The organism is Kitasatospora sp. NPDC051705 (genome assembly GCF_044453265.1).
Lineage (GTDB): Bacteria > Actinomycetota > Actinomycetes > Streptomycetales > Streptomycetaceae > Kitasatospora.
In genome coordinates this window covers 99,106-119,874 of sequence record NZ_JBITCO010000011.1, presented here as the reverse complement: position 1 = coordinate 119,874, position 20,769 = coordinate 99,106, and the positions used below count along the sequence as shown (strand labels likewise).

Sequence of the window (20,769 nt, the reverse complement as noted above, 5' to 3'; positions counted from 1 at the left end):
ATTTACCGGAGGGACGAACCACCAGCCGGTCGCGCCGTCCGCCGAACGGCCCCGCCGCCGCCCGGCCCGCACGGCCGGCCCGTAGACCACCCACAGGGCGACGTCGCGCCGCAGTGCGCGACCCGGGAGGGACCGTCGGATGAGCAGCACCGCCACGCCACCACTGGAACAGCCGGCCGCCCGACGCCGGGCCAGGGCGAGCATCGCCCTGGTCTTCGCCGTGCACGGCGCCGTCAGCGGCAGCTTCGTCACCCGCATCCCGTGGATCCAGGACCGCCTGGACCTCTCCCCCGGCCAGCTCGGCCTGGCCCTGGTGATGCCCGCCATCGGCTCCTCCCTCGCGATGCCGCTGGCCGGCCGGATCACCCACCGCCACGGCGGGCGGGCGGCGGTCCGCGGCCTGCTCTCGCTCTGGTGCCTGGCCCTCGCCCTGCCCGCCCTCGCCCCCTCGCTGCCGGTGCTCTGCGCCGTCCTGCTGCTCTACGGCGCCACCGCCGGGATGGCCGACGTCGCCATGAACGCCCAGGGCGTGGAGATCGAGCAGCGGCTCGGCCGCTCGATCATGTCCGGACTGCACGGGATGTGGAGCGCGGGCGGCCTGCTGGCCTCCGCCTTCGGCATCCTCGCCGCCCACCTGGCGCTCGACGCCCGGCTCCAGCTGGCCGTCACCGCGCTCGCCCTGCTCGCCCTGGCCCAGCCGGTCTGCCGGGGCCTGCCGGACCTGCGCGCCGCCGCGGGGGCGGAGGCGCCGCCGCGCTTCGCCCTGCCCCCGCGCAGCTCGCTGGTGATCGGACTGGTCGGCTTCTGCGCCGTCTTCGCCGAGGGCGCCTCGATGGACTGGAGCGGTGTCTACCTGCGGGACGTCACCGGCGCCTCGGCCACCCTCGCGGCCGCCTCGTACACCGCCTTCTCGCTCACCATGGCCGTCAGCCGGCTCGCCGGGGACGCGGTGATCCGCCGCCTCGGCGCCGTCCGCACCACCCGGCTCGGCGGCGCCGTCGCCACCGCCGGCGGCCTGCTGGTGGTGGCCGCCGACAGCCCCGCGCTGGCCATCCCGGGCTTCGCGCTGCTCGGCGTCGGCATCGCGGTCACCGTGCCGCTGGCCTTCGCGGCGGCCGGGCGGATCGGCAGCAACCCCAGCCAGGCCATCGCGGGCGTCGCGACCGTCACCTACACCTCGGGCCTGATCGCCCCGGCCGTCATCGGCGCCCTCGCCCAGGCCACCTCGCTGACCGTCTCCTTCGGCCTGGTCACCGCCCTCGCCCTCGCCCTGCTGCTGAGCGCCGGCGCCCTGCGCCGGGCCGAACAGCACGCCGACGGCCCGGGCAGCGCGCACGCACCGGCCGACCGGAGCCGTCCCGCCACGACGGCCACCGACCCGGCGCCGGAGGAGAGCACCACCGGCGGGAACCTCACCGTCCGGTGAGCCGGTGACTCGGGGAGCCCCTCCCCGGGTCACCGCCGACCACCGCGCGGCCGGACGGCACGGTTCCGCCTCCACCGGGCCGGGCGGACCAGGCGGGCGGGCGGCCGGGCGGCCCCGCCCACGGGTTAGGCTCGGCCGGTGCCAGCTCCCGTGACAGACCCGCCCGCCACCGCGGCCGAGGAACTCCCCCCGGCCGCCGCCGCCCGTTCGCCGTGGTGGCGGTTCGCGCTGCTGGTGGCGCTGCTGGCCGCCGCGGCCGGTTCGCTGCTGCTCTGGAGCCCGACGGCACTGCTCGACGGCGGGCTCGCCGACCGGATGCCCGGGTACTGGTTCGCGCCGCTGTTCGCCACCGTCTACGCGGTGGGCACCCTCGCCTTCGTCCCCCGGCCCGCACTGAACGCCGCCGCCGGGCTGCTGCTCGGCATCCAGCAGGGCGTGCTGCTCGCGGTGCTCGGCACCACGCTGGGGGCCGCGATGGCCTTCGCGCTCGGCCGCGGTCTCGGGCGGGACGCGCTGCGGCCGTACCTGCGCGGGCGGGTGCTCGGACCGCTCGACCGGCGCTTCACCGAGCAGGGCTTCCGCAGCGTGCTGGTGCTGCGGCTGCTGCCGGGCATGCCGTTCCAGGCGGCCAACTACGGCGCGGCCTTCTCCGGCGTCCGCTTCCTGCCGTTCCTGTCGGCCACCGCGATCGGCGTGGTGCCGACCACCGCGGTGTACGTGACGGCCGCCGCCAGCGCGGGCGAACCCGGCTCCGCGGCCTTCCTGGTGTCGGCGGGCGTGATCGCCCTGCTGGTGCTGGGCAGCGCGGTCGGGCTCTGGCGGGCCGCCGCCGCCCGCCGCCGGTCCCGGGCGGCCTGACGCCCGCCGCCCCGACGCCCGCCCGGGAATTCGCTCGCCCCCGTCCGCGCGGGGCGCCAGGATGGCCCGCATGACCGAACTCTCCCCGCGGATAGACCCGCCGATGGCCGCCGACGAGACCGCCATGCTCACCGCCTGGCTCGACTACCACCGCAGCACCCTCGCCCTGAAGTGCGAGGGCCTGAGCGACGACCAGCTGCGGCTGCGCTCCGTCCCGCCGTCCACGCTCTCGCTGCTCGGCCTCGTCCGGCACATGGCCGAGGTGGAGCGCCACTGGTTCCAGGGCGTGCTGTCCGGCGAGGAGTTCACCACCGGCCACTACTGGACGGAGGCCGACCCGGACGGCGACTTCGACCACGTCGACACCGCGGACGTGGCGGCCGACTTCGCCGTCTGGCGCGCCGAGGTGGCCGCGGCCCGCCGGGTGAGCGCCGGCCTGTCGCTGGACACCGTGGGCAAGCGGCCGCGCCACGGGCAGGAGGTGACGCTCCGGTGGATCCTCGTCCACATGATCGAGGAGTACGCCCGGCACAACGGTCACGCCGATCTGCTGCGCGAACTGGTGGACGGCGCCACCGGCGAGTGAAATCGTTTCCGCATTGTTGACAGAAAGTCAACTGGGCGGTGACCGAGACCGATATGGTCTACGCGCGCAACCGTACGGCGCCCGGCCGCGTCGCTGATGTTGCCCGGGTTCGCCCGGGTTTCCGGCGCGGCACGACTCGTACGGGGGTCGCGAGCGGGCACGGGACCGGTGAACAGTGCGATACTCGGACAGTTCCGACGAGTGGATGACGTGTCAAAAATGGGCACCCACCCCCGGGGGACCAGGACGGGACGAGGCAGGGAGGCGCGGCATGGGAGCACTTCGCGACGAGCACCACAACGGGTGGCTGATGCCCTCGGGACACTACCCGGCCGCGGTGTACGAGGACGAGTGGGTCGAGCAGGAGACGGTCTCGTCCGTCCCCGCCCCCGCGAAGATCGTCTCCCTGCGGCCGACCGGTTTCGAGGCGGCGCGGACGGTCGGTGAGCACATCCGGGCGAGCATCCCGGTGGTCATGGACCTCACCGAGATGGACGAGGCCGAGGCCAAGCGGATGGTGGACTTCGCCTCCGGACTGGTCTTCGGCACCCAGGGCGGCATCGAGCGGATCGCCCGCCGGGTCTTCCTGCTCACCCCGGCCGAGGTCGAGGTCATGGTGATCGACCGCCCGCTCGACGAGACCGGGTTCTACAACCAGAGCTGACCGGGCCGCACGGCCCCGCAGGACCCCGACCGGGGACGGCACCCGCCGTCCCCGGTTTTTTCACGTCCGGACGCCGCCGACGCATGCAGCATTCGAGACGCAGACCTTAAGTATGAGACATCCACGTCTCAGATGACCTACACTCGACTCATGGCCACCGATCGTGACACCGTCCTGGAAGCCGCCGTCGGCGTGCTCTCCCGACGCCCCACCGCCCACCTGGACGAGATCGCGCGCGCCGCCGGCATCAGCCGGGCCACCCTGCACCGGCTCTTCCCCGGCCGCGAGGCCCTGATCCGCGAGATCGGCCTGCTCGGCCTGCGCCGCTTCGCCGCCGCGCTGGACACCGCGGCCGTCGAGGACGGCGACAGCGCGGCGGCACTGCGCCGCCTGGTGGACGCCGCCGTCCCGGACGCCTCGCTCTGCGCCTTCCTGGCCGGCGAGAACCAGCTCTACGACGACGACAGCATCAACGACCTCTGGGAGGTCCAGATCGCCCGGCTGCACGCGCTCTTCCTGCGCGGCCAGCAGCAGGGCGTGTTCCGCATCGAGCTGAGCGCCGCCTGGCTGAGCGAGGCCTTCTTCGACCTCGTCGCGGGCATCGGCTGGTCCATCCAGGACGGCCGCCTCGCCCCGCGCGACGCCGCCTTCTCGCTCGCCGAGCTGTTCCTCGGCGGTGCGCTGCGCCGCTCCGACGCCCCCGCGCCCCCGGCACCCCTGCCCCCCGCACCCCTGCCCCCTGCGCCCACCCCCCCTTCGCACCACCCCGCCCCGGACCGGAAACCGGACACCGATACGCCATGAGCAGCACCGTCCACACCGGCACCACCCTGCAGAGCACTCCCCGCCAGCGCTGGACCGGCCTCGCCGTCCTCGTCCTGGCCGTCACCGTGGTCGCGGTCGACGCGACCGTCCTCTCCCTCGCCCTCCCCTCCATCAGCGAGACGCTGCGCCCCAGCGGCACCCAGCTCCTCTGGATCGGCGACGCCTACTCCTTCGTGCTGGCCGGCCTGCTGGTCAGCATGGGCGCGCTGAGCGACCGGATAGGCCGCAAGCGGCTGCTGCTGACCGGCGCCACCGCCTTCGGCGCCGCCTCGCTGCTGGCCGCCTACGCGCCCACCTCCGGCTGGCTGATCCTGGCCCGCGCGCTGCTCGGCGTGGCCGGGGCGACGATCATGCCGTCCACCCTGTCGCTGATCCGCAGCCTCTTCCCGGACCACCGGGAGCGGGCCACCGCGATCGGCATCTGGGGCGCGGCCGCCACCGCGGGCGCCGCGCTCGGGCCGGTGGTCGGCGGGGTGCTGCTGGAGCACTTCTGGTGGGGCTCGGTGTTCCTGCTGAACATCCCGATCCTGGTCCTGCTGCTGGTCACCGGCGCCTGGCTGCTGCCGGAGTCCAGGGACCCGAAGCCGGGCCGCTGGGACGTGCTGAGCGTCGTGCTGTCGATGGCCGGCGTGATCGGCGTCGTCTACGCCGTCAAGGAGGCCGCCGCGCACGGGGTGGCCCGCTGGGACGTCCCCCTCACCTTCCTGCTCGGCGCCGCCGCGCTGACCCTGTTCGTCCGCCGTCAGCTGCGGCTGGAGACCCCGCTGCTGGACGTCCGGCTCTTCCGCGACCGGCGGTTCACCGCCGCCGCGCTGGCCTCGCTGATCTCCCTGATCGGGCTCTCCGGCGTGGTCTTCGTGACCTCGCAGTACCTCCAGCTGGTCCGCGGCTACGAACCGCTGCGGGCGGGCCTGGCCGAGCTGCCGGCCTTCGTCGGCTCGGTGGTCGGCGGACTGCTCACCGCCCGGCTGGCCCGGCGCTTCGGCGCCCGCTCGGCGCTGACCTCCTGCCTGCTCGCGATGGGCCTCGGCGTCGGTGCGCTCGGCTGGATCCAGCAGGACACCACCTACCTGCTGCTGGCCGCCTCCTTCCTGCTGGTCGGCACGGCCGAGGGGGTCGTCTACACGCTCGGCGCCGACCTGGTGCTGAACGCCGCGCCCGCCGACAAGGCCGGCGCCGCCTCGGCGGTCTCGGAGACCGCGTACGAGCTGGGCACCGCGCTCGGCATCGCGCTGGTCGGCTCGGTGGTCGGCTCGATCTACGCGAGCGGGCTGACCGTGCCGGCCGGGACGGACCCGGCGCTCGCGGCGCGGGCCGGCGAGTCACTGGGCTCGGCGGTCGAGACCGCGCAGGGCCTGCCGCAGGCCGTCGCGGAGCCGCTGCTGGCGAGCGCCCGGGAGTCCTTCGTGTACGGCATGAACAGCGCCGGCCTGCTGGCGGCCGCGCTGCTGACCGGCGCGGCGGTGATGGCCTGGCGGCTGCTGCGGCGCCTGCCCGCCCAGCCGGCGGCCGATCCCGTCCCGGTCCCCGCTCCGGCGGCTACCCCGGCAGCCGCCCCGACAGCGGAGAAGCTGGACGCCTGATCGGGCCGGACCGTTCCCCCGTTCCCCCGCGCCGCCGGCGCGGAGGTGCGGGGGAACGTCGTTCCCGGGGCTCGGGGACGGGCGGCTACACCGTCCCGAAGGGCAGCTCCAGCTCCGCCCAGACCACCTTGCCGTCCCGGGTCAGCCGGCTGCCCCAGCGCTGGGCCAGCTCGCTGACCAGGAACATCCCGCGCCCGCCCTCGTCCTGCTCGGCGAACGGGCGCAGCTGCGGGGTCTGCCCGCCCGCGTCGGAGACCTCCACGGTGAGCACGCGGTCGCGGAACAGCCGGAGCCGGCGCGGCGCCCCGGCGTGCAGCAGGGCGTTCGTCACCAGTTCGCTGACCAGCAGTTCGGCGTAGTCGGAGAGCGCGGACAGGCCCCAGGCGTCCAGCGTGGCGCGGGTGAAGCGGCGGGCCTTGCCGGGCAGCCGGCCGCCGCCGGTGAGCGGGAGGGTCGCGATCCGGTCGGCGGGCAGCGGCAGCACCCTGGCCATGATCATCGCGATGTCGTCGTCGGTGCCGTCGGTGACCAGCGCGGCGAGGACGGCGTCGGCGCTCTCCTCCAGCGTCCGGCCTGGCCCGGCGAGGGTGCGGGCCAGCAGGTCGATGCCGTCGTCGAGGTCCTGGCCCCGCCGCTCGACCAGGCCGTCGGTGTAGAGGGTCACCATGCCGCCCTCGGGGAGGGTGAACTCGGTGGACTCGAAGGCCACCCCACCGACGCCCAGCGGCACGCCGGGCGGGACCTCGACCCGCCGGGCGGTGCCGTCCGGGCCGACCCACACCGGCGGCAGGTGGCCGGCCGAGGCGACCTGCACGGTGCGGTCCAACGGGTCGTAGACCGCGCAGATGCAGGTGGCGAACTGGCCCTCGCCGATCCCCGAGGCGGTCTCGTCCAGTCGGGTGAGGACCTGCTCCGGGGGCATGTCGAGGGTGGCCAGCGTCCGGGCGACGGTGCGCAGCTGGCCCATCGTGGCGGCCGCCCGGATGCCGTGGCCCATCACGTCCCCGACCACCAGCGCCACCCGGCCGCAGGACAGCGGGACGACGTCGAACCAGTCGCCGCCGACCTCGCTGACCACGCTGCTCGGCAGGTAGCGGTAGGCGATCTCCAGACCGAGGGTGCGGTGGATCTCCTGCGGCAGCAGGCTGCGCTGCAGGGTCAGCGCCGTCTCCCGCTCGCGCCGGTACAGCCGGGCGTTGTCGATCGCCAGGGCGGTGCGGGCGACCAGCTCCTCGGCCAGTGCGACGTCCGCGTCGCTGAACGGCTCGGAATTGCGCATCCGGATGAACTCCGAGCCGCCCAGCACCATGCCCCGGGCGGTCAGCGGCACCATCAGGTACGAGTGGATGCCGGCCGCCATGCCGGGGGCCACCCGGTCCTCGCTGGAGACCAGCCCGCGCAGCACCTCCTCGGTCACCTTGGCGCGCACCAGCGGGCGGCCGCTGCGCAGGCACTGGGTGTAGCTGCGGTCGGGGGCGTACTCGGAGGTCTCCCCGACGACGTCGACGGCGTGCACGAGGCCCGACTCGTAGGACTCGCCGACCGCGACGGCGCGCAGGGTGATCGTCCGGTCGGCGGGGATGGCGCTGGGCTCGGCCCCGCGCAGCACCGGCTCCAGCAGGTCTACGGTCGCGAAGTCGGCGAACCGGGGGACGACGGCCTCGATCAGCTCCTCGGCGGTGCGCTGGAGGTCGAGGGTGGTGCCGATCCGGGCGGTCGCCTCGGCGATGGTGGCCAGGCGCTCCTGGGCCCGGGCGGCCCGGGCCTCCGCCTGGAAGCGTTCGGTGACGTCGATGATCGAGGAGCAGACGCCGAAGACCCGGCCGGTGGAGTCCTCCAGCCGGAAGTAGGAGGCCGACCAGGCGTGGTCCCGTCTCGGGTCGCCGGGGACGCGGCCGTGCGAACGGGCGTCGACCACGGGCCTTCCGGTCTTCAGCACCTGTCGCATCGTCTGCTCGATCTCGGCGGTGTTGATGCCGGGCAGCACCGCGGATATCCGGCGGCCGAGGTGGGCGGCGGCCGGGACGCCGTTCATCCGGGCCAGCGCCTCGTTGATCCGCACGTAGCGCAGGTCGGTGTCGTAGACGGCCATGCCGATCGGTGAGCGGCCGAAGATGCCGTCGAGGACGGCGAGGTCTGCCTCGATGGCGTGCAGGGCCCGCGAGTCGGAGGCGGTCGCGAGCAGCAGCAGGGTGCCGCCGGGGCCGGCGATCGGGTAGGTGCGGAACTCCAGGTCGACCTTGTGGCCGTCCCGGTGACGGACCGGGAACACGCCGGACCAGCCGGTGCCCCCCATGATGCGTTCGAACAGGGCGAGCACCTCGGGGCGGTCCCCGCCGTCCGTGAGCAGCTGGGCGGCGTAACTGCCGACGGCCTCCTCCGCGGTGTAGCCGAGGAGCTCCTCGGCGTCCTCGCTCCAGTGCAGGATCAGACCGTCGCCCTGCAGCAGGGCCGTCGCGAGCGGCACGAGTCGGTGGCCGTCGGGGCGTACGGGGGCACCGCCGGGTGCGGGGCCGGCGGCGGCGGTCGCGTCCCACTCGTGTCCGTGCATGATCAGGCAGCACCCCGGTTCGGCTCGTGCCCGGCCGGGCGGCCTCGCGGTCCGTGCCGGCCGGGGTTCTTCTCCAGACTGCACGGACATCGGCCGCCCGGCGACCCCTTGGTCAGGGCTCGTCCGGCCGCTCCGGTCGTACGGGCGTCATGGGCGTACCGGCCGCAGCGTACTCTCCAGAACGCCCGCCCACTGCCGGATCACTCCGGATCGTCGGCCGCTGTCGTCGGTGAGCAGGTTGGCCAGGCCCAGCCCGCGGGCGAGGTCCAGGGTGGCCTGCACGGATTCGCGCACGCCGGGGCGCTTCTCGTCGGCGTCCAGGAACTCGACGGCGGCCCGGTGGGCCTCCCGGCCGACGTGTCCCTCCAGCGCGATGATCCGCTCGCGCAGCGCCTCCTCGGTGGCCGCGGCCGTCCACAGGTGGAGGGCGGCACGGAACAGCGGGCCGGTGTAGAGGCGCACGATCATGTCGACGACCGCCCGGGTCCGGTCGGGGCCGGCGGCCGGCAGCTCGTCCGCGTGGGCGCGGACGGCCGCCAGCCGCTCGGCGGTGACGTGCTCGACGGCCGCGGTGAACAGGTCCTCGCGGGTCGGGAAGTGGTGCTGGGCGGCGCCCCGGGAGACACCGGCCCGCTCGGCCACCACCCCGACGGTGGAGCCGTGCCAGCCCAGCTCGGCCAGGCAGTCCACGGCGGCCGCGAGCAGCCGGGCCCGGGTGGCGCGGCTGCGGTCCTGCTGGGGGGTGCGGGCGGCGGGGTGGCTGGTCATGGCGGGTGGCGGTTCCTGTTCCGGTGGGGGCGCGGCGGGCCGGCCGGGAGCGCCGGGCCGCTCGGCGGGCCCGGCGCGGCCCGCGGGTCGATCTTCACAGACGGGGGCCCGCCCGCCGCTTCCGGGGGCGCCGTCCTCCTCCGGCGGGGTCAGTGCGCGGCCTCGGGTGCCGCCGGGCGGGCGCCGTCGGGGCCGCCCGTGCGGGGTGCCACGACGGCGCCGGCCGCGCGGGCGGCCTCCCGGTCGCGCAGTTCGCGGCGCAGGATCTTGCCGGCCGGGGACTTGGGGACGGCCTCGACGAACTCCACCGCGCGGACCTTCTTGTACGGGGCCACCCGTTCGGCCACGTAGGCGCCGACCTCCTCGGCGCTCAGCACCCCGCCGGGGGCGCGGACCACGAAGGCCTTGGGGCACTCCGTGCCGTCGGCGTCCCGGACGCCGATGACGGCGGCGTCGGCGATCTGCGGGTGTCCGAGCAGCACCGCCTCCAGCTCGGCGGGGGCGACCTGGTAGCCCTTGTACTTGATCAGCTCCTTCACCCGGTCGACGATGAACAGGTAACCGCGCTCGTCGACGTAGCCGACGTCGCCGGTGTGCAGCCAGCCCTCGGCGTCGATCACGGCCGCGGTGTCGGAGGGGCGGCCGAAGTAGCCCCGCATCACCTGCGGGCCGCGGATCAGCAGCTCGCCCTGCGCGCCGGGCCCGAGGTCCGGGTCGGAGCCGTCCAGGGCGGCGACGCGCAGCTCGGTGGAGGGGACCATCCGGCCCACCGAACCCGGCGCCGGCGCCGGGTCGTGCGGGGAGACCACGTGGGTGACCGGGGAGAGCTCCGTCATCCCGTAGCCCTGGAGCAGGTGCGGCAGGCCGAGCCGGCGGGCGCACGCCTCGGCGAGGTCCGGGTCCAGCGGGGCGGCCGCGCACAGCAGGTACTCGACCGAGGAGAGGTCGAAGCGGTCCACGGCGGGGTGCTTGGCCAGGGCGAGCGCGATCGGCGGGGCGACCACCAGGGCCTGCACCCGCTGCTCCTCGACGGTGCGGCAGAACTGCTCCAGGTCGAAGCGGGGCAGCACGACCACGGTGGCGCCGCAGCGCAACGGCTGGTTTAGCAGCGCGGCCAGGCCGTAGATGTGGAAGAACGGCAGCACGGCGAGCACCCGTTCGCCCTCGGCGGGCCGGTAGAGCGCGTCGCACTGGGCGAGGTTGGTGGCGATCGAGCGGTGCGTGAGCATCACGCCCTTGGGCAGACCGGTGGTGCCGCTGGAGTAGGGGAGCACGGCGACGTCCCGGCCCGGGTCCACGGTGATGGCGGGGGCGGGGCCGGTGGCGGCCAGCAGGTCGGCCAGCGAGCGGTGGCCCTCGGCACCGTCCAGGACGACCACCTCCGGCCCGCCACCGGCGGGGCCCGCCAGCAGGTCGACGGCCTTGCGGGCGGTCGGCAGGAACGGGGAGACGGTGATCAGCCACCGGGCGCCACTGTCGCGGAGCTGGCCCGCCAGCTCGGTGGCGGTGGCGAGCGAGGAGACGGTGGTGACGGTGGCGCCGGCCCGCGTGGCGCCGTAGAAGGCCAGCGGGTAGCCGATCGTGTTGGGGCTGAACAGCGCCACCACGTCTCCCTGGCGCACCCCCGCGCCCGCCAGCCCGGCGGCCACCCGTTCGACCCCGGCGGCCAGCCGCGCGTAGCTCACGCACTCGCCGGTGACGCCGTCGACCAGGGCCGGGCGCTCGCCGTACCGCGCCGCGTCGCCGAGGACCGCGTCATGGATCGGCAGGTCGACCACGGGGACGTCGGGGAACTCGCTACGGAAGACCAAGGTGTGCCTCCACAAAGGTAGTTGACGCAGGATCGAGGGCCGGCTGCGGGTCGGACGGGCGGCCGGCCGGGGGCGCGTTCAGGAGCATACGGACAGCGACGGGACGTTGCGCCATTGTGAGGAACGAAGGGCGGAGCGCGCGTGGCACGTTTGCCGCCGGGGGCGCCCGGGCCGACGGTGTTGCACCACGGCCGCCCGCCCCCGGACGCGGCCCCGGCACCTGGAGCCCCCACCGTGAGTCCCACCTCCCCTCGCCTGCGGTCGGCCCGCCGGCTGCTCGCCGCCACCGCGGCGGCCGCCGCCCTCACCCTGGGCGGCGCGCCCGTCGCGCTGGCCGCTCCCGGTGACAACGGCGACGTGAAGATCCACAACGACACCACGCCGGTGAACGACACCCGCGACGAGCCCAAGGTCTGCCGGTTCTACCTGGACGCCTTCAACTTCGACACCGTGCAGCTGGTGTCCTGGACCATCTCGCAACAGCCGCCGACCGGCAACGCCCTGGTGCTGTCCGGGTCGATCCTGCTGACCACCGGAGCCGGCGCGACGCCGAACTACAGCCTGCCGGACGGGCACTACAAGCTCGAGTGGACCTTCGTCGGCGAGAACGGCAACGCGAAGCAGAAGGTCTTCGACGTGTCCTGCGCCAACAGCTCGCCCTCGGCCTCACCGTCACCGTCTCCGTCGCCCTCCCCGTCGCCGTCGCCCTCCCCGTCGCCGTCCTCCTCGCCGTCGCCGGTCGGCCAGAGCACCAGCCCCTCCCCGAGCGCCTCGCCGTCGCCCGGCTCCTCCCCCGGCTCCTCGCCGAGCGCCTCCCCCGGCGGCCCGCCGAGCGCCTCGCCCACCGGCCCGGTCGGCGGGGTCGGCACCGGTGGCGGCGGCGCGTCCGATGCCAACAGCGCCCAGGTGCTCGGCGGGGCGGCCGTGATCGCCGGCGCGGTCGGCCTCGGCGTCCGCGCGCTGCGCCGCCGCACCGGACGCGACGCCGAGTCCTGACCTGCCCGCCGACGGCCGCCGGCCGGGGCCGTCGCCGGCTCCGGCGGACGGCGGGCGGTGGGCGGTGGGCGGCCGGCGGTGTTCCCGCGGCCGCCCGCCGCCCGCGGTGCGGGTCTGCCTCAGTAGGACTTCGGCAGGCCGAGGGTGTGCTGGGCCACGTAGTTGAGCACCATCTCCCGACTGACCGGAGCGACCCGGCCCACCCGGGTGGCCGTCAGCAGCGCTCCCAGCCCGTACTCCTGGGTCAGACCGTTGCCGCCGAGGGTCTGCACCGCCTGGTCGACCGTCCGGGCGGCCGCCTCGCCGGCCGCGTACTTGGCCATGTTGGCGGCCTCCCCGGCCGCCACGTCCTCGCCCGCGTCGTAGAGCAGGCCGGCCTTCTGGGTCATCAGCCGGGCCAGCTCGATCTCCACCGCGCACTGGGCCAGCGGGTGGGCCAGGCCCTGGTGGGCGCCGATCGGGGTGGACCAGACGGTGCGGGTCCGCGCGTACTCGACGGCCTTGCGCAGGGCCTGCCGGGCCAGGCCGAGCGAGAAGGCCGCGGTCAGCACGCGTTCGGGGTTGAGGCCCGCGAAGAGCTGGAGCAGGCCGGCGTTCTCGTCCCCGACCAGCGCGTCGGCGGGCAGCCGGACGTCGTCCAGGAAGACCTGGAACTGCTTCTCGGGCGCGACGAGTTCCATCGGGATCGCCCGGTACTCGAAGCCGGGGGTGTCGCGCGGGACGACGAACAGGCAGGGCTTGAGCCGGCCGGTGCGGGCGTCCTCCGTCCGGGCCACGAACAGCACCGCGTCGCAGTGGTCGATGCCGGAGACGAAGACCTTGCGGCCGGTCAGCAGCCAGTCCTCGCCGTCCCGGCGGGCGACGGTGGAGATCCGGTGCGCGTTGGAGCCGGCGTCCGGCTCGGTGATGCCGAAGGCCATCCGGCGGCTGCCGTCGGACAGGCCCGGCAGCCACTGCCGCTTCTGCTCCTCGGTGCCGTACCGGGCGATCACCGTGCCGCAGATCGCCGGGGAGACGATGAGCAGCAGCAGCGGGCAGCCGGCCGTGCCCAACTCCTCCAGCACGATGGCCAGATCGGTGATGCCGCCGCCCCCGCCGCCATACTCGGCGGGCAGGTTCACCCCGAGGTAGCCGGCCTTGGCGGCGTCGGCCCACAGCTCCTCGGCGGGTTCGCCCGCCCTGGCCTTGGCGAGGTAGTAGGCGGAGCCATAGCGGCCGCCGAGATCGGCGACGGCCTGGCGCAGCGCCCGGCGTTCGGGGGTCTCGATGAGCTGACTGCCGATGGTGGACATGCGGGGTCCTTCCTGGCTCGGGCGGTGCTCAGGCTGTGGTCCGGCGGGTGCGGGCCGCGCTCCGGTCGTGCCGCGGCCCGCGGTCCGCCGGTCAGGCGGGGGTCTGCACGACGGCCAGCAGGGTGCCGAGTTCGACCTGCTGGCCGGGGGTGGCGCGGAGTTCGACGAGGACGCCGTCGGCGGGGGCGGTGACGCGGTGCTCCATCTTCATCGCCTCCAAAAAAAGCAGCGGCTGGCCGGCGGTGACGGTGTCGCCGACGGCGGCCGCGGTGCGCACGACGGTGCCCGGCATCGGGGCGAGCAGGGCGCCCGGGTCGGTCCGGGCGGCCGGGTCGGGGAAGCGGGGCAGGGCGGTCAGTGCGGTGGCGCCGTCCGGGCCGTCGACGAAGACCCGGTCGCCGTGGCGGGCGACGCGGTAGCCGCGCCGGACGGCCCCCTCGCGCAGGACGACCTGCTCGGGCGTGGCGTCGACCAGCTCCGTCCCCGGGTGCCCGTCGGCCCGCAGGCCGTCCCTGGTCAGCCGGTAGCGGACCTCCCGCTCGGTGCCGTCCTCGGCCCGGTAGCGCTTGAGCTGGGGCTGCGAGGGCAGGTTGCGCCAGCCCGGGGGCAGCGCGCCGTGCGGCCCGGTGCGGCGGCGGGCGGCCGCGTCGGCGAGCGCCGCGGCCAGGGCGGCGCGGGCGGTCCGGGCGGGGTCGCCGCCGTCGGGGGCGGCGAGGTCGTCGGCGTGCTCGGTCAGGAAGCCGGTGTGCAACCGGGCCGCCAGGAAGGCCGGGTGGCGCAGCGCACGGACCAGCAACTCCCGGTTGGTGGCCGGGCCGTGGATCCGGGCGCGAACGAGCGCGTCGGCCAGCAGGCGGGCCGCGGCCGCCCGGTTCGGCGCCCAGGCGATCACCTTGGCGAGCATCGCGTCGTAGTGCGGGGTGATCTCCTGGCCGGCCGCCACCCCGCAGTCCAGCCGGACCCCACGGCCGGTGAACTCCTGGTGCGGGCCGTCGAGTTCGAGCCGGTGCAGGGTGCCGGTGGCGGGCTGCCAGTCCTTGGCCGGGTCCTCGGCGTAGAGCCGGGCCTCGATCGCCCAGCCGGTGGACGGCGGCGGGACCGGACCGGGCAGCGGCTCCCCCTCCGCGACGGCGAGTTGCAGCGCCACCAGGTCCAGGCCGCTGACCGCCTCGGTGACGGGGTGCTCCACCTGCAGCCTGGTGTTCATCTCCAGGAAGTGGAACCGGCCGTCCTCGGCGAGCAGGAACTCGGCGGTGCCGGCACCGGTGTAGCCGATCGCCCGGGCGGCACTGACCGCCGCCGCGTGCAGCCCGGCCCGGACGGCCTCCGGCAGGCCCGGCGCCGGCGCCTCCTCGATCACCTTCTGGTGCCGCCGCTGCAGCGAGCAGTCGCGGTCGCCGACCGCCCAGACCGTGCCGTGCGCGTCGGCCAGCAGCTGGACCTCGACGTGCCGCCCGGTGGGCAGGTAGCGCTCGCAGAACACCTCGTCCGAGCCGAAGGCCTTGGCCGCCTCGGCCCGGGCGGCCGCCAGCTGGTCGGGCAGCTCGGCCAGGGTGCGCACCACCCGCATGCCGCGGCCGCCGCCGCCCGCCGCCGCCTTGACCAGCACCGGCAGGTCGGCCTCGGTCGGCGCCTCCAGGGCGCCCAGGACGGGCACGCCGGCCGCGGCCATCAGCCGCTTGGCGGCCGTCTTGGATCCCATCGCGGCGATCGCGGCCGGCGGCGGGCCGACCCAGACCAGCCCGGCGTCCAGCACCGCCTGCGCGAACTCCGCGTTCTCCGAGAGGAATCCGTACCCGGGGTGGACGGCGTCCGCCCCCGCCTCCAGGGCCGCGCGGACGATCAGGTCGGCCCGCAGGTAGGTGTCGGCGGGCGCGGCGCCCGGCAGCCGCACGGCCGCGTCGGCCTCGCGCACGTGCGGGGCGTCGGCGTCCGGGTCGGAGTGGACGGCGGTGGTCGCGATGCCGAGCGCGCGGCAGGTCCGGAAGACCCGTCGGGCGATCTCGCCGCGGTTGGCGACCAGCAGGTTGGTGATCATGTCGTCTCGTCCCCTCACATCCGGAAGACGCCGTAGCCGCGCGCGCCCTCGACCGGCGCGTTGTGGATCGCGGACAGGCACAGGCCCAGCACGGTGCGGGTGTCCCGCGGGTCGATCACGCCGTCGTCGTAGAGCCGCCCGGACAGGAAGGCCGGCAGCGACTCGGCCTCGATCTGCTGCTCGACCATCGCGCGGATCGCCGCGTCGGCGTCCTCGTCGTACGGCTGCCCCTTGGCGGCGGCCGACTGCCGGGCGACGATCGACAGCACCCCGGCGAGCTGTTGCGGGCCCATCACCGCGGACTTGGCGCTCGGCCAGGCGAACAGGAAGCGCGGCTCGTAGGCCCGGCCGCACATGCCGTAGTGGCCGGCCCCGTAGGAGGCGCCGATCAGCACCGACAGGTGCGGGACCCGTGAGTTGGACACCGCGTTGATCATCATCGCGCCGTGCTTGATGATGCCGCCCTGCTCGTAGTCCTTGCCGACCATGTAGCCGGTGGTGTTGTGCAGGAACAGCAGCGGGACGTTCCGCTGGTTCGCCAACTGGATGAACTGGGCGGCCTTCTGCGACTCCGCGCTGAACAGCACGCCCTGGGCGTTGGCCAGCACCCCGACGGGGTAGCCGTGCAGCCTGGCCCAGCCGGTGGCCAGGCTGGTGCCGTAGAGCGGCTTGAACTCGTCGAAGTCGGAGCCGTCCACGATCCGCGCGATCACCTCGCGCGGGTCGAAGGGCACCTTGAGGTCGCCCGGAACGATGCCCAGCAGCTCCTCCTCGTCGTACTTCGGCGGCTCGGCGAGGCGGTCCGGTGCCGGGCCGGGCTTGCGGTGGTCCAGCCGGGCGACGATCCGGCGGGCCAGCCGCAGCGCGTCCGCCTCGTCCACCGCGAAGTGGTCGGCCAGGCCCGAGGTGCGGGCGTGCATCTCCGCTCCGCCGAGCGACTCGTCGTCGGCCTCCTCACCGGTGGCCATCTTCACCAGCGGCGGGCCACCGAGGAACACCTTCGCCCGCTCCCGCACCAGCACGGTGTGGTCGGACATGCCCGGGACGTACGCCCCGCCGGCCGTCGAGTTGCCGAACACCACGGCCACGGTGGGCACTCCGGCGGCGGAGAGCCGGGTCAGGTCGCGGAACAGCGCGCCGCCCGGGATGAAGATCTCCTTCTGGCTGGGCAGGTCGGCGCCGCCCGACTCGACCAGGTTCACCAGCGGAAGGCGGTTGGCGAGCGCGATCTCGTTGGCGCGCAGCGCCTTGCGCAGCGTCCACGGGTTGCTGGCGCCGCCGCGCACCGTGGGGTCGTTGGCGGTGATCACGCACTCCACGCCCTCGACCACCCCGATCCCGGTGACCAGCGCCGCGCCCACCGGGTACTCGCTGCCCCAGGCGGCCAGCGGGGAGAGCTCCAGGAACGGCGAGTCCGGGTCGACCAGCAGCTCGATCCGCTCGCGCGGCAACAGCTTGCCGCGGGCGCGGTGGCGGTCCACGTACTTCGGCCCGCCACCGGCCAGCGCCTTGGCGTGCTCGGCGTCCAGGCCGGCCAGCTTGTCGAGCATCGCGGCGCGGTGCTCGGCGTACTCGGGCCCGGCCGGGTCGACGCGGGTGGGCAGCACGGTCACAGCAGGACCTCCGGGATGTCGAGGTGGCGGGAGCGCAGCCACTCCCCGAGGGCCTTGGCCTGCGGGTCGAAGCGGTGCTGGGCGGCGACGCCCTCGCCGAGGAGCCCGGTGAGGGTGAAGTTGACCGCGCGCAGGTTCGGCAACAGGTGCCGGGTCACCGGCAACTCCGACGTCTCGGGCAGAAGTTCGCGGAGCAGCTCGACGGTCAGGGTGTGCGCGAGCCAGCGCCAGCCGTCCTCGGAGCGGGCCCAGACGCCCAGGTTGGCGTCACCGCCCTTGTCGCCGCTGCGGGCGCCGAGCACCAGGCCGAGCGGGGCGCGGCGGACCGGGCCCGCCGGGAGGGGCTGCGGGAGCGCCGCCGGCTCCTGCTCCGCTTCCGTCCGCGCCTCCGTCCGCGCCTCCGCGCCCGCTTCCGGCCCGGCCACCGTCCCCGGCTCCGGGAGCGCCGGCCGGGCCGTCACGGGCGCGGGCGGGACGGCGACCCGGCGGCCGTCCGGCAGCACCGCGGTGTGCCCGACGGCCTTGGCGTCCACGAACGCGGCGGTGAACACCCCGTACGGGGCGCCCGGCCCGGGCGGGGCGGTCAGATGGAACCCCGGGTAGCCAGCCAGGCCCAACTCCACGGCGGCCTTGCCCAGTTGGCGCCCCACCCGGGCCGGGTCCGGATCGCGGGCGGTCAGCCGCAGCAGCGCGGAGGCCGCCTCCTCGGTCGGGGCGTCCGGGTGGTCGGTGCGGGCGAGGGTCCAGCGCAGTTCGGCGGGCCGGGCGGCCGGCGCCAGCGCGGCGGCGAACTGCCGCCGCACCAGGTCGGCCTTGGCCTCGACGTCCAGACCGGTGAGGACGAACACCACCTCGTTGCGGTGCCCGCCGAGCCGGTTGAGTCCCACCTTGAGCGTGGCCGGTGGCGCCTCGCCGCGCACCCCGTCGATCCGCACCCGGTCCGGGCCCTCCTCGGTGAGCCGCACCGAGTCCAGGCGGGCGGTGACGTCCGGGCCCGGATAGCGCACCCCGCCGGTCTCGTACAGGAGTTGGGCCGTCACCGTGCCGGCGGTGACGGCGCCACCGGTGCCCGGGTGCTTGGTGATCACGCTGGAGCCGTCGGCGTGCAGCTCGGCGATCGGGAAGCCGGGGCGGGTGACGTCGTGCTCGCGGAAGAAGGCGTAGTTCCCGCCGGTCGCCTGGGCGCCGCACTCCAGGACGTGACCGGCCACCACCGCTCCGGCGAGGGCGTCCAGGTCGTCCGCCGTCCAGCCGAAGTGGGCGATCGCCGGGCCCGCGACCAGCGCGGCGTCGGTGACCCGCCCGGTGACCACCACGTCCGCGCCCGCCTCCAGGCAGGCCGCGATGCCGAAGGCGCCGAGGTAGGCGTTGGCCGCCAGCAGGCCTTCGGGGAGGCCGAGTTCGCTCCGCTGCGGGAGCAGGTCGTCCCCCTCGACGTGGGCGACCGTCGCCGCGATGCCCTGGCGCTGCACCAGTTTCCGCAACTCACGCGCGAGCCCGGCAGGTTGGAGTCCGCCCGCGTTCACCACGATCTTCACACCGCGCTCGCGCGCCAGCCCGAGGCACTCCTCCATCTGGCGCAGGAACGTCCGGGCGTACCCGAGCGAGGGGTCCTTCATGCGGTCCCTGGCGAGGATCAGCATGGTCAGCTCGGCGAGGTAGTCCCCGGTGAGCACGTCCAGCGGCCCGCCGGTGAGCATCTCGCGCACCGCGTCGAAGCGGTCCCCGTAGAAGCCCGAGGCGTTGCCGATCCGCAGTACCGAGCGTGCGCGCGCCAAAGCGCCTCCCCTGCCGGTGGGTTGGCGGCGCTCCCGCACGAGCGCCGTCGGGCAGCAGCGTGGCACCGGCCTGAGAAAAAAGCAATCATGCCTGCTTGTTTTCCGCCGCCTCCTCCCACCCTCCGCGCGACCGCCGCGGGCCGGGCGAACCGACCCCGGCGGCCGCGCGGGTGGGGACCGCCGTACACGTCACCAGGGGACGACGCCGGCGTCGTCGAAGAACCGGCCGGTCGGGCCGTCGTCGGGCAGGGTCGCGAGGGTGATGGCGATGGCCGCGCCCTGCGCGGGGGTGCGCACGCCGCGGAAACCGTTGAGGTCGGTCGCGACGTAGCCGGGGCAGCCGGCGTTGATCAGGACGTTCGTGCCGCTCAACTCCCGGGCGTACTGGAGGGTGACGGCGTTCAGGAACGTCTTCGACGGCGAGTACGCCGCGGCCACCGGGCCCGCCGTCCGCTCGGCGTCCGGCCCCGACTGCCGGGTGAGGGAGCCGACGCTGCTGGACATGTTCACGATCCGCGGCGAGGCGGAGCGGCGCAGCAGCGGCATCATCGCGTTGGTGACGCGGATGACGCCGATCACGTTGGTCTCCACGACCGTACGGACGGTGGCGAGGTCGACCCGAGTCGGCTCCTGCGGCATGCCGCCCGCGATGGCGGCGTTGTTGACGAGCACGTCGAGGCGCCCGGCCCGATCCTCGATCAGCCGTGCGGCGGCGGTCGCGCTCACGTCGTCGGTGACGTCCAGCGGCACGCCGAACGCGTCGACGCCGGCCGCGCGCAGCCCCTCCACCGCGGCCTCGCGGCGCCGATCGTCGCGGGCGCCGACGCCGACGCTCCAGCCGAGGGCGCCCAGGCCCGCGGCGATCTCGTAGCCGATCCCCTTGTTCGCGCCGGTGACCAGCGCGATCGTTCGTTCGCTCATGGAGACCATGCTGCTCCCGGACCCCGGCCGGGGTCCAAGACCGATCGGGTGGGCATCGATACCCTCCAGGTATCGATCCGGAGTACCGTGGCCGGATGGAGACCAGGGAACTGCGCTACTTCGTCGCCGTCGCCGAGGAGTTGCACTTCGGGCGCGCCGCGCAGCGGCTCGGGATCGCGCAGCCGCCGCTGTCACGGGCGATCCGGCAGCTCGAACGCCGGCTCGGGGCGGCGCTGCTGGACCGGACCAGCCGCACCGTCACGCTCACCGAAGCCGGCTCGGTGCTGCTGACCGAGGGCCGGGCGGCCCTCGACGCGGTCGAAGCGGCCGAGCGCCGGACCCGCCGCGCCGCTCTTCCCCCGGCCGGCCGCCCCGGCCTGGTCCTGGTCACGAAGGCCAGCGCGTCCCGCGAACTGCTGGCGGAGCTGCTGGACGCGTACGCCGCCGAACCCGGCGCCGCCGCCGTCGAGGTCCTCCTGTGCGGTCCGGCCGAGCAGGAACGACTGCTGCGCGAGGGCCGGGCCGACGTGGCGCTGCTGCACCGGCCGTACGACTCGACGGCCGGGTTTCACACCGAGGAACTCGGCACGGAGGGCCAGGTCGTGGTCCTGCCGGCCGGGCATCCGCTCACCGTCCGGCCCCATGTGCACATGGCCGACATCACCGGGCTGCCCGGCCTGCCCCTGCCGCGCTGGCCCGCCCCCGACGGCAGCTACCCGCCCGGGCCCGGCCCGCAGGTCCGCGACCACGCGCAGCTGCTGCAGCTCGTCGCGCTCGGCCGCGCCTGCGCGGTCTCACCGGAGTCGTGCCGGGACCGACTGCACGGTGACCTCGCCGCCGTCCCCGTACTGGACGCGCCGAAGGTCACCACGGTGATCGCCTGGCCGCCGCACAGCCGGTCCCGAGCCGTCGCCGACCTCGTCCGGACGGCGACCCGCCTCCGGTAGTTCCCGGTGGATCCCCCATGCCTCGGCCGAGGTGGCCCGGCTCGGCTGCCCGGGCCGGAGCGAGGCGCGTGGCGGCCCGGCGGTGCAGCCGCCGGGCCGCCACCGCGCCCGG

The 20,769-nt window shown here is 75.3% G+C and carries 16 protein-coding genes; 8 read left to right on the top strand and 8 right to left on the bottom strand.

From position 1 onward, the window contains the following. Positions 1-139: 139 nt before the first annotated feature. From ACIA8Q_RS16685 to ACIA8Q_RS16660, 6 genes are all read left to right on the top strand, one after another. Complete coding sequence (locus ACIA8Q_RS16685; protein WP_360210325.1) at positions 140-1,426, top strand: MFS transporter; 1,287 nt, start codon at positions 140-142, stop codon at positions 1,424-1,426. Between the two features lie 150 nt (positions 1,427-1,576). Next, positions 1,577-2,284, top strand: coding sequence for a VTT domain-containing protein (locus tag ACIA8Q_RS16680; RefSeq protein ID WP_360210323.1), 708 nt, complete (start codon positions 1,577-1,579; stop codon positions 2,282-2,284). Positions 2,285-2,354: 70 nt separating this feature from the next. Continuing rightward, positions 2,355-2,870 (top strand): DinB family protein, encoded by a 516-nt coding sequence (locus ACIA8Q_RS16675; RefSeq protein WP_360210321.1) that lies wholly within the window; start codon positions 2,355-2,357, stop codon positions 2,868-2,870. A gap of 271 nt (positions 2,871-3,141) precedes the next feature. Next, positions 3,142-3,534 carry a cell division protein SepF gene (locus ACIA8Q_RS16670; protein ID WP_360210319.1) on the top strand — a complete coding sequence of 131 codons (393 nt, stop codon included), beginning with the start codon at positions 3,142-3,144 and terminating at the stop codon, positions 3,532-3,534. Between the two features lie 150 nt (positions 3,535-3,684). Next, positions 3,685-4,338, top strand: a complete 654-nt coding sequence (locus tag ACIA8Q_RS16665) for a helix-turn-helix domain-containing protein (RefSeq protein ID WP_360210317.1) — start codon at positions 3,685-3,687, stop codon at positions 4,336-4,338. Continuing rightward, positions 4,335-5,942 carry an MFS transporter gene (locus ACIA8Q_RS16660; protein WP_360210315.1) on the top strand — a complete coding sequence of 536 codons (1,608 nt, stop codon included), beginning with the start codon at positions 4,335-4,337 and terminating at the stop codon, positions 5,940-5,942. The genes ACIA8Q_RS16665 and ACIA8Q_RS16660 overlap by 4 nt, the downstream gene beginning before the upstream one ends. An 85-nt stretch (positions 5,943-6,027) precedes the next feature. On the opposite strand, the gene ACIA8Q_RS16655 is transcribed toward ACIA8Q_RS16660, so the two are convergent. The 3 genes from ACIA8Q_RS16655 to ACIA8Q_RS16645 form a co-directional block, all read right to left on the bottom strand. Then, positions 6,028-8,493 (bottom strand): SpoIIE family protein phosphatase, encoded by a 2,466-nt coding sequence (locus tag ACIA8Q_RS16655; RefSeq protein WP_360210313.1) that lies wholly within the window; start codon positions 8,491-8,493, stop codon positions 6,028-6,030. A gap of 147 nt (positions 8,494-8,640) precedes the next feature. Beyond that, positions 8,641-9,261: a TetR/AcrR family transcriptional regulator gene (locus tag ACIA8Q_RS16650; protein WP_360210311.1), complete on the bottom strand. Its 621-nt coding sequence runs from the start codon at positions 9,259-9,261 to the stop codon at positions 8,641-8,643. A 149-nt stretch (positions 9,262-9,410) separates the two neighbouring features. Continuing rightward, positions 9,411-11,072 carry an AMP-binding protein gene (locus tag ACIA8Q_RS16645; protein WP_360210309.1) on the bottom strand — a complete coding sequence of 554 codons (1,662 nt, stop codon included), beginning with the start codon at positions 11,070-11,072 and terminating at the stop codon, positions 9,411-9,413. A gap of 234 nt (positions 11,073-11,306) precedes the next feature. On the opposite strand from ACIA8Q_RS16645, the gene ACIA8Q_RS16640 reads away from it, so the two are divergent. After that, positions 11,307-12,068 (top strand): hypothetical protein, encoded by a 762-nt coding sequence (locus ACIA8Q_RS16640; protein ID WP_360210307.1) that lies wholly within the window; start codon positions 11,307-11,309, stop codon positions 12,066-12,068. 119 nt (positions 12,069-12,187) lie between these two features. Here the strand turns inward: ACIA8Q_RS16640 and ACIA8Q_RS16635 are convergent, their stop codons facing one another. The 5 genes from ACIA8Q_RS16635 to ACIA8Q_RS16615 all read right to left on the bottom strand — a co-directional run bounded on the left by ACIA8Q_RS16635 (position 12,188) and on the right by ACIA8Q_RS16615 (position 19,710). Beyond that, on the bottom strand, positions 12,188-13,360 hold the full coding sequence (locus tag ACIA8Q_RS16635; RefSeq protein ID WP_360210305.1) for an acyl-CoA dehydrogenase family protein: 1,173 nt from the start codon (positions 13,358-13,360) through the stop codon (positions 12,188-12,190). Between the two features lie 91 nt (positions 13,361-13,451). Next, a complete protein-coding gene (locus tag ACIA8Q_RS16630; RefSeq protein WP_360210303.1) occupies positions 13,452-15,398 on the bottom strand; it encodes a biotin carboxylase N-terminal domain-containing protein in 1,947 nt (648 codons plus the stop codon). A gap of 14 nt (positions 15,399-15,412) precedes the next feature. Beyond that, a complete protein-coding gene (locus ACIA8Q_RS16625) occupies positions 15,413-17,011 on the bottom strand; it encodes a carboxyl transferase domain-containing protein (RefSeq protein WP_360210301.1) in 1,599 nt (532 codons plus the stop codon). After that, on the bottom strand, positions 17,008-18,711 hold the full coding sequence (locus ACIA8Q_RS16620) for an acyclic terpene utilization AtuA family protein (RefSeq protein ID WP_396317391.1): 1,704 nt from the start codon (positions 18,709-18,711) through the stop codon (positions 17,008-17,010). Before ACIA8Q_RS16620 ends, ACIA8Q_RS16625 begins: the two co-directional genes overlap by 4 nt. A 267-nt stretch (positions 18,712-18,978) precedes the next feature. Next, a complete protein-coding gene (locus ACIA8Q_RS16615; protein ID WP_360210297.1) occupies positions 18,979-19,710 on the bottom strand; it encodes an SDR family oxidoreductase in 732 nt (243 codons plus the stop codon). A gap of 95 nt (positions 19,711-19,805) precedes the next feature. Here ACIA8Q_RS16615 and ACIA8Q_RS16610 point away from each other — a divergent pair, with 95 nt between their 5' ends. Then, a complete protein-coding gene (locus ACIA8Q_RS16610) occupies positions 19,806-20,657 on the top strand; it encodes a LysR family transcriptional regulator (protein WP_360210295.1) in 852 nt (283 codons plus the stop codon). The last annotated feature ends 112 nt before the right edge of the window (positions 20,658-20,769 follow it).

Bases quoted from the DNA above. Each gene is read 5' to 3' on its own strand.
- ACIA8Q_RS16660 (WP_360210315.1), top strand. From the start codon at position 4,335: ATGAGCAGCACCGTCCACACCGGCACCACCCTGCAGAGCACTCCCCGC.
- ACIA8Q_RS16685 (WP_360210325.1), top strand. From the start codon at position 140: ATGAGCAGCACCGCCACGCCACCACTGGAACAGCCGGCCGCCCGACGC.
- ACIA8Q_RS16665 (WP_360210317.1), top strand. From the start codon at position 3,685: ATGGCCACCGATCGTGACACCGTCCTGGAAGCCGCCGTCGGCGTGCTC.
- ACIA8Q_RS16675 (WP_360210321.1), top strand. From the start codon at position 2,355: ATGACCGAACTCTCCCCGCGGATAGACCCGCCGATGGCCGCCGACGAG.
- ACIA8Q_RS16620 (WP_396317391.1), bottom strand. From the start codon at position 18,711: ATGCTCACCGGCGGGCCGCTGGACGTGCTCACCGGGGACTACCTCGCC.
- ACIA8Q_RS16650 (WP_360210311.1), bottom strand. From the start codon at position 9,261: ATGACCAGCCACCCCGCCGCCCGCACCCCCCAGCAGGACCGCAGCCGC.
- ACIA8Q_RS16615 (WP_360210297.1), bottom strand. From the start codon at position 19,710: ATGAGCGAACGAACGATCGCGCTGGTCACCGGCGCGAACAAGGGGATC.
- ACIA8Q_RS16655 (WP_360210313.1), bottom strand. From the start codon at position 8,493: ATGCACGGACACGAGTGGGACGCGACCGCCGCCGCCGGCCCCGCACCC.
- ACIA8Q_RS16670 (WP_360210319.1), top strand. From the start codon at position 3,142: ATGGGAGCACTTCGCGACGAGCACCACAACGGGTGGCTGATGCCCTCG.
- ACIA8Q_RS16630 (WP_360210303.1), bottom strand. From the start codon at position 15,398: ATGATCACCAACCTGCTGGTCGCCAACCGCGGCGAGATCGCCCGACGG.
- ACIA8Q_RS16635 (WP_360210305.1), bottom strand. From the start codon at position 13,360: ATGTCCACCATCGGCAGTCAGCTCATCGAGACCCCCGAACGCCGGGCG.
- ACIA8Q_RS16610 (WP_360210295.1), top strand. From the start codon at position 19,806: ATGGAGACCAGGGAACTGCGCTACTTCGTCGCCGTCGCCGAGGAGTTG.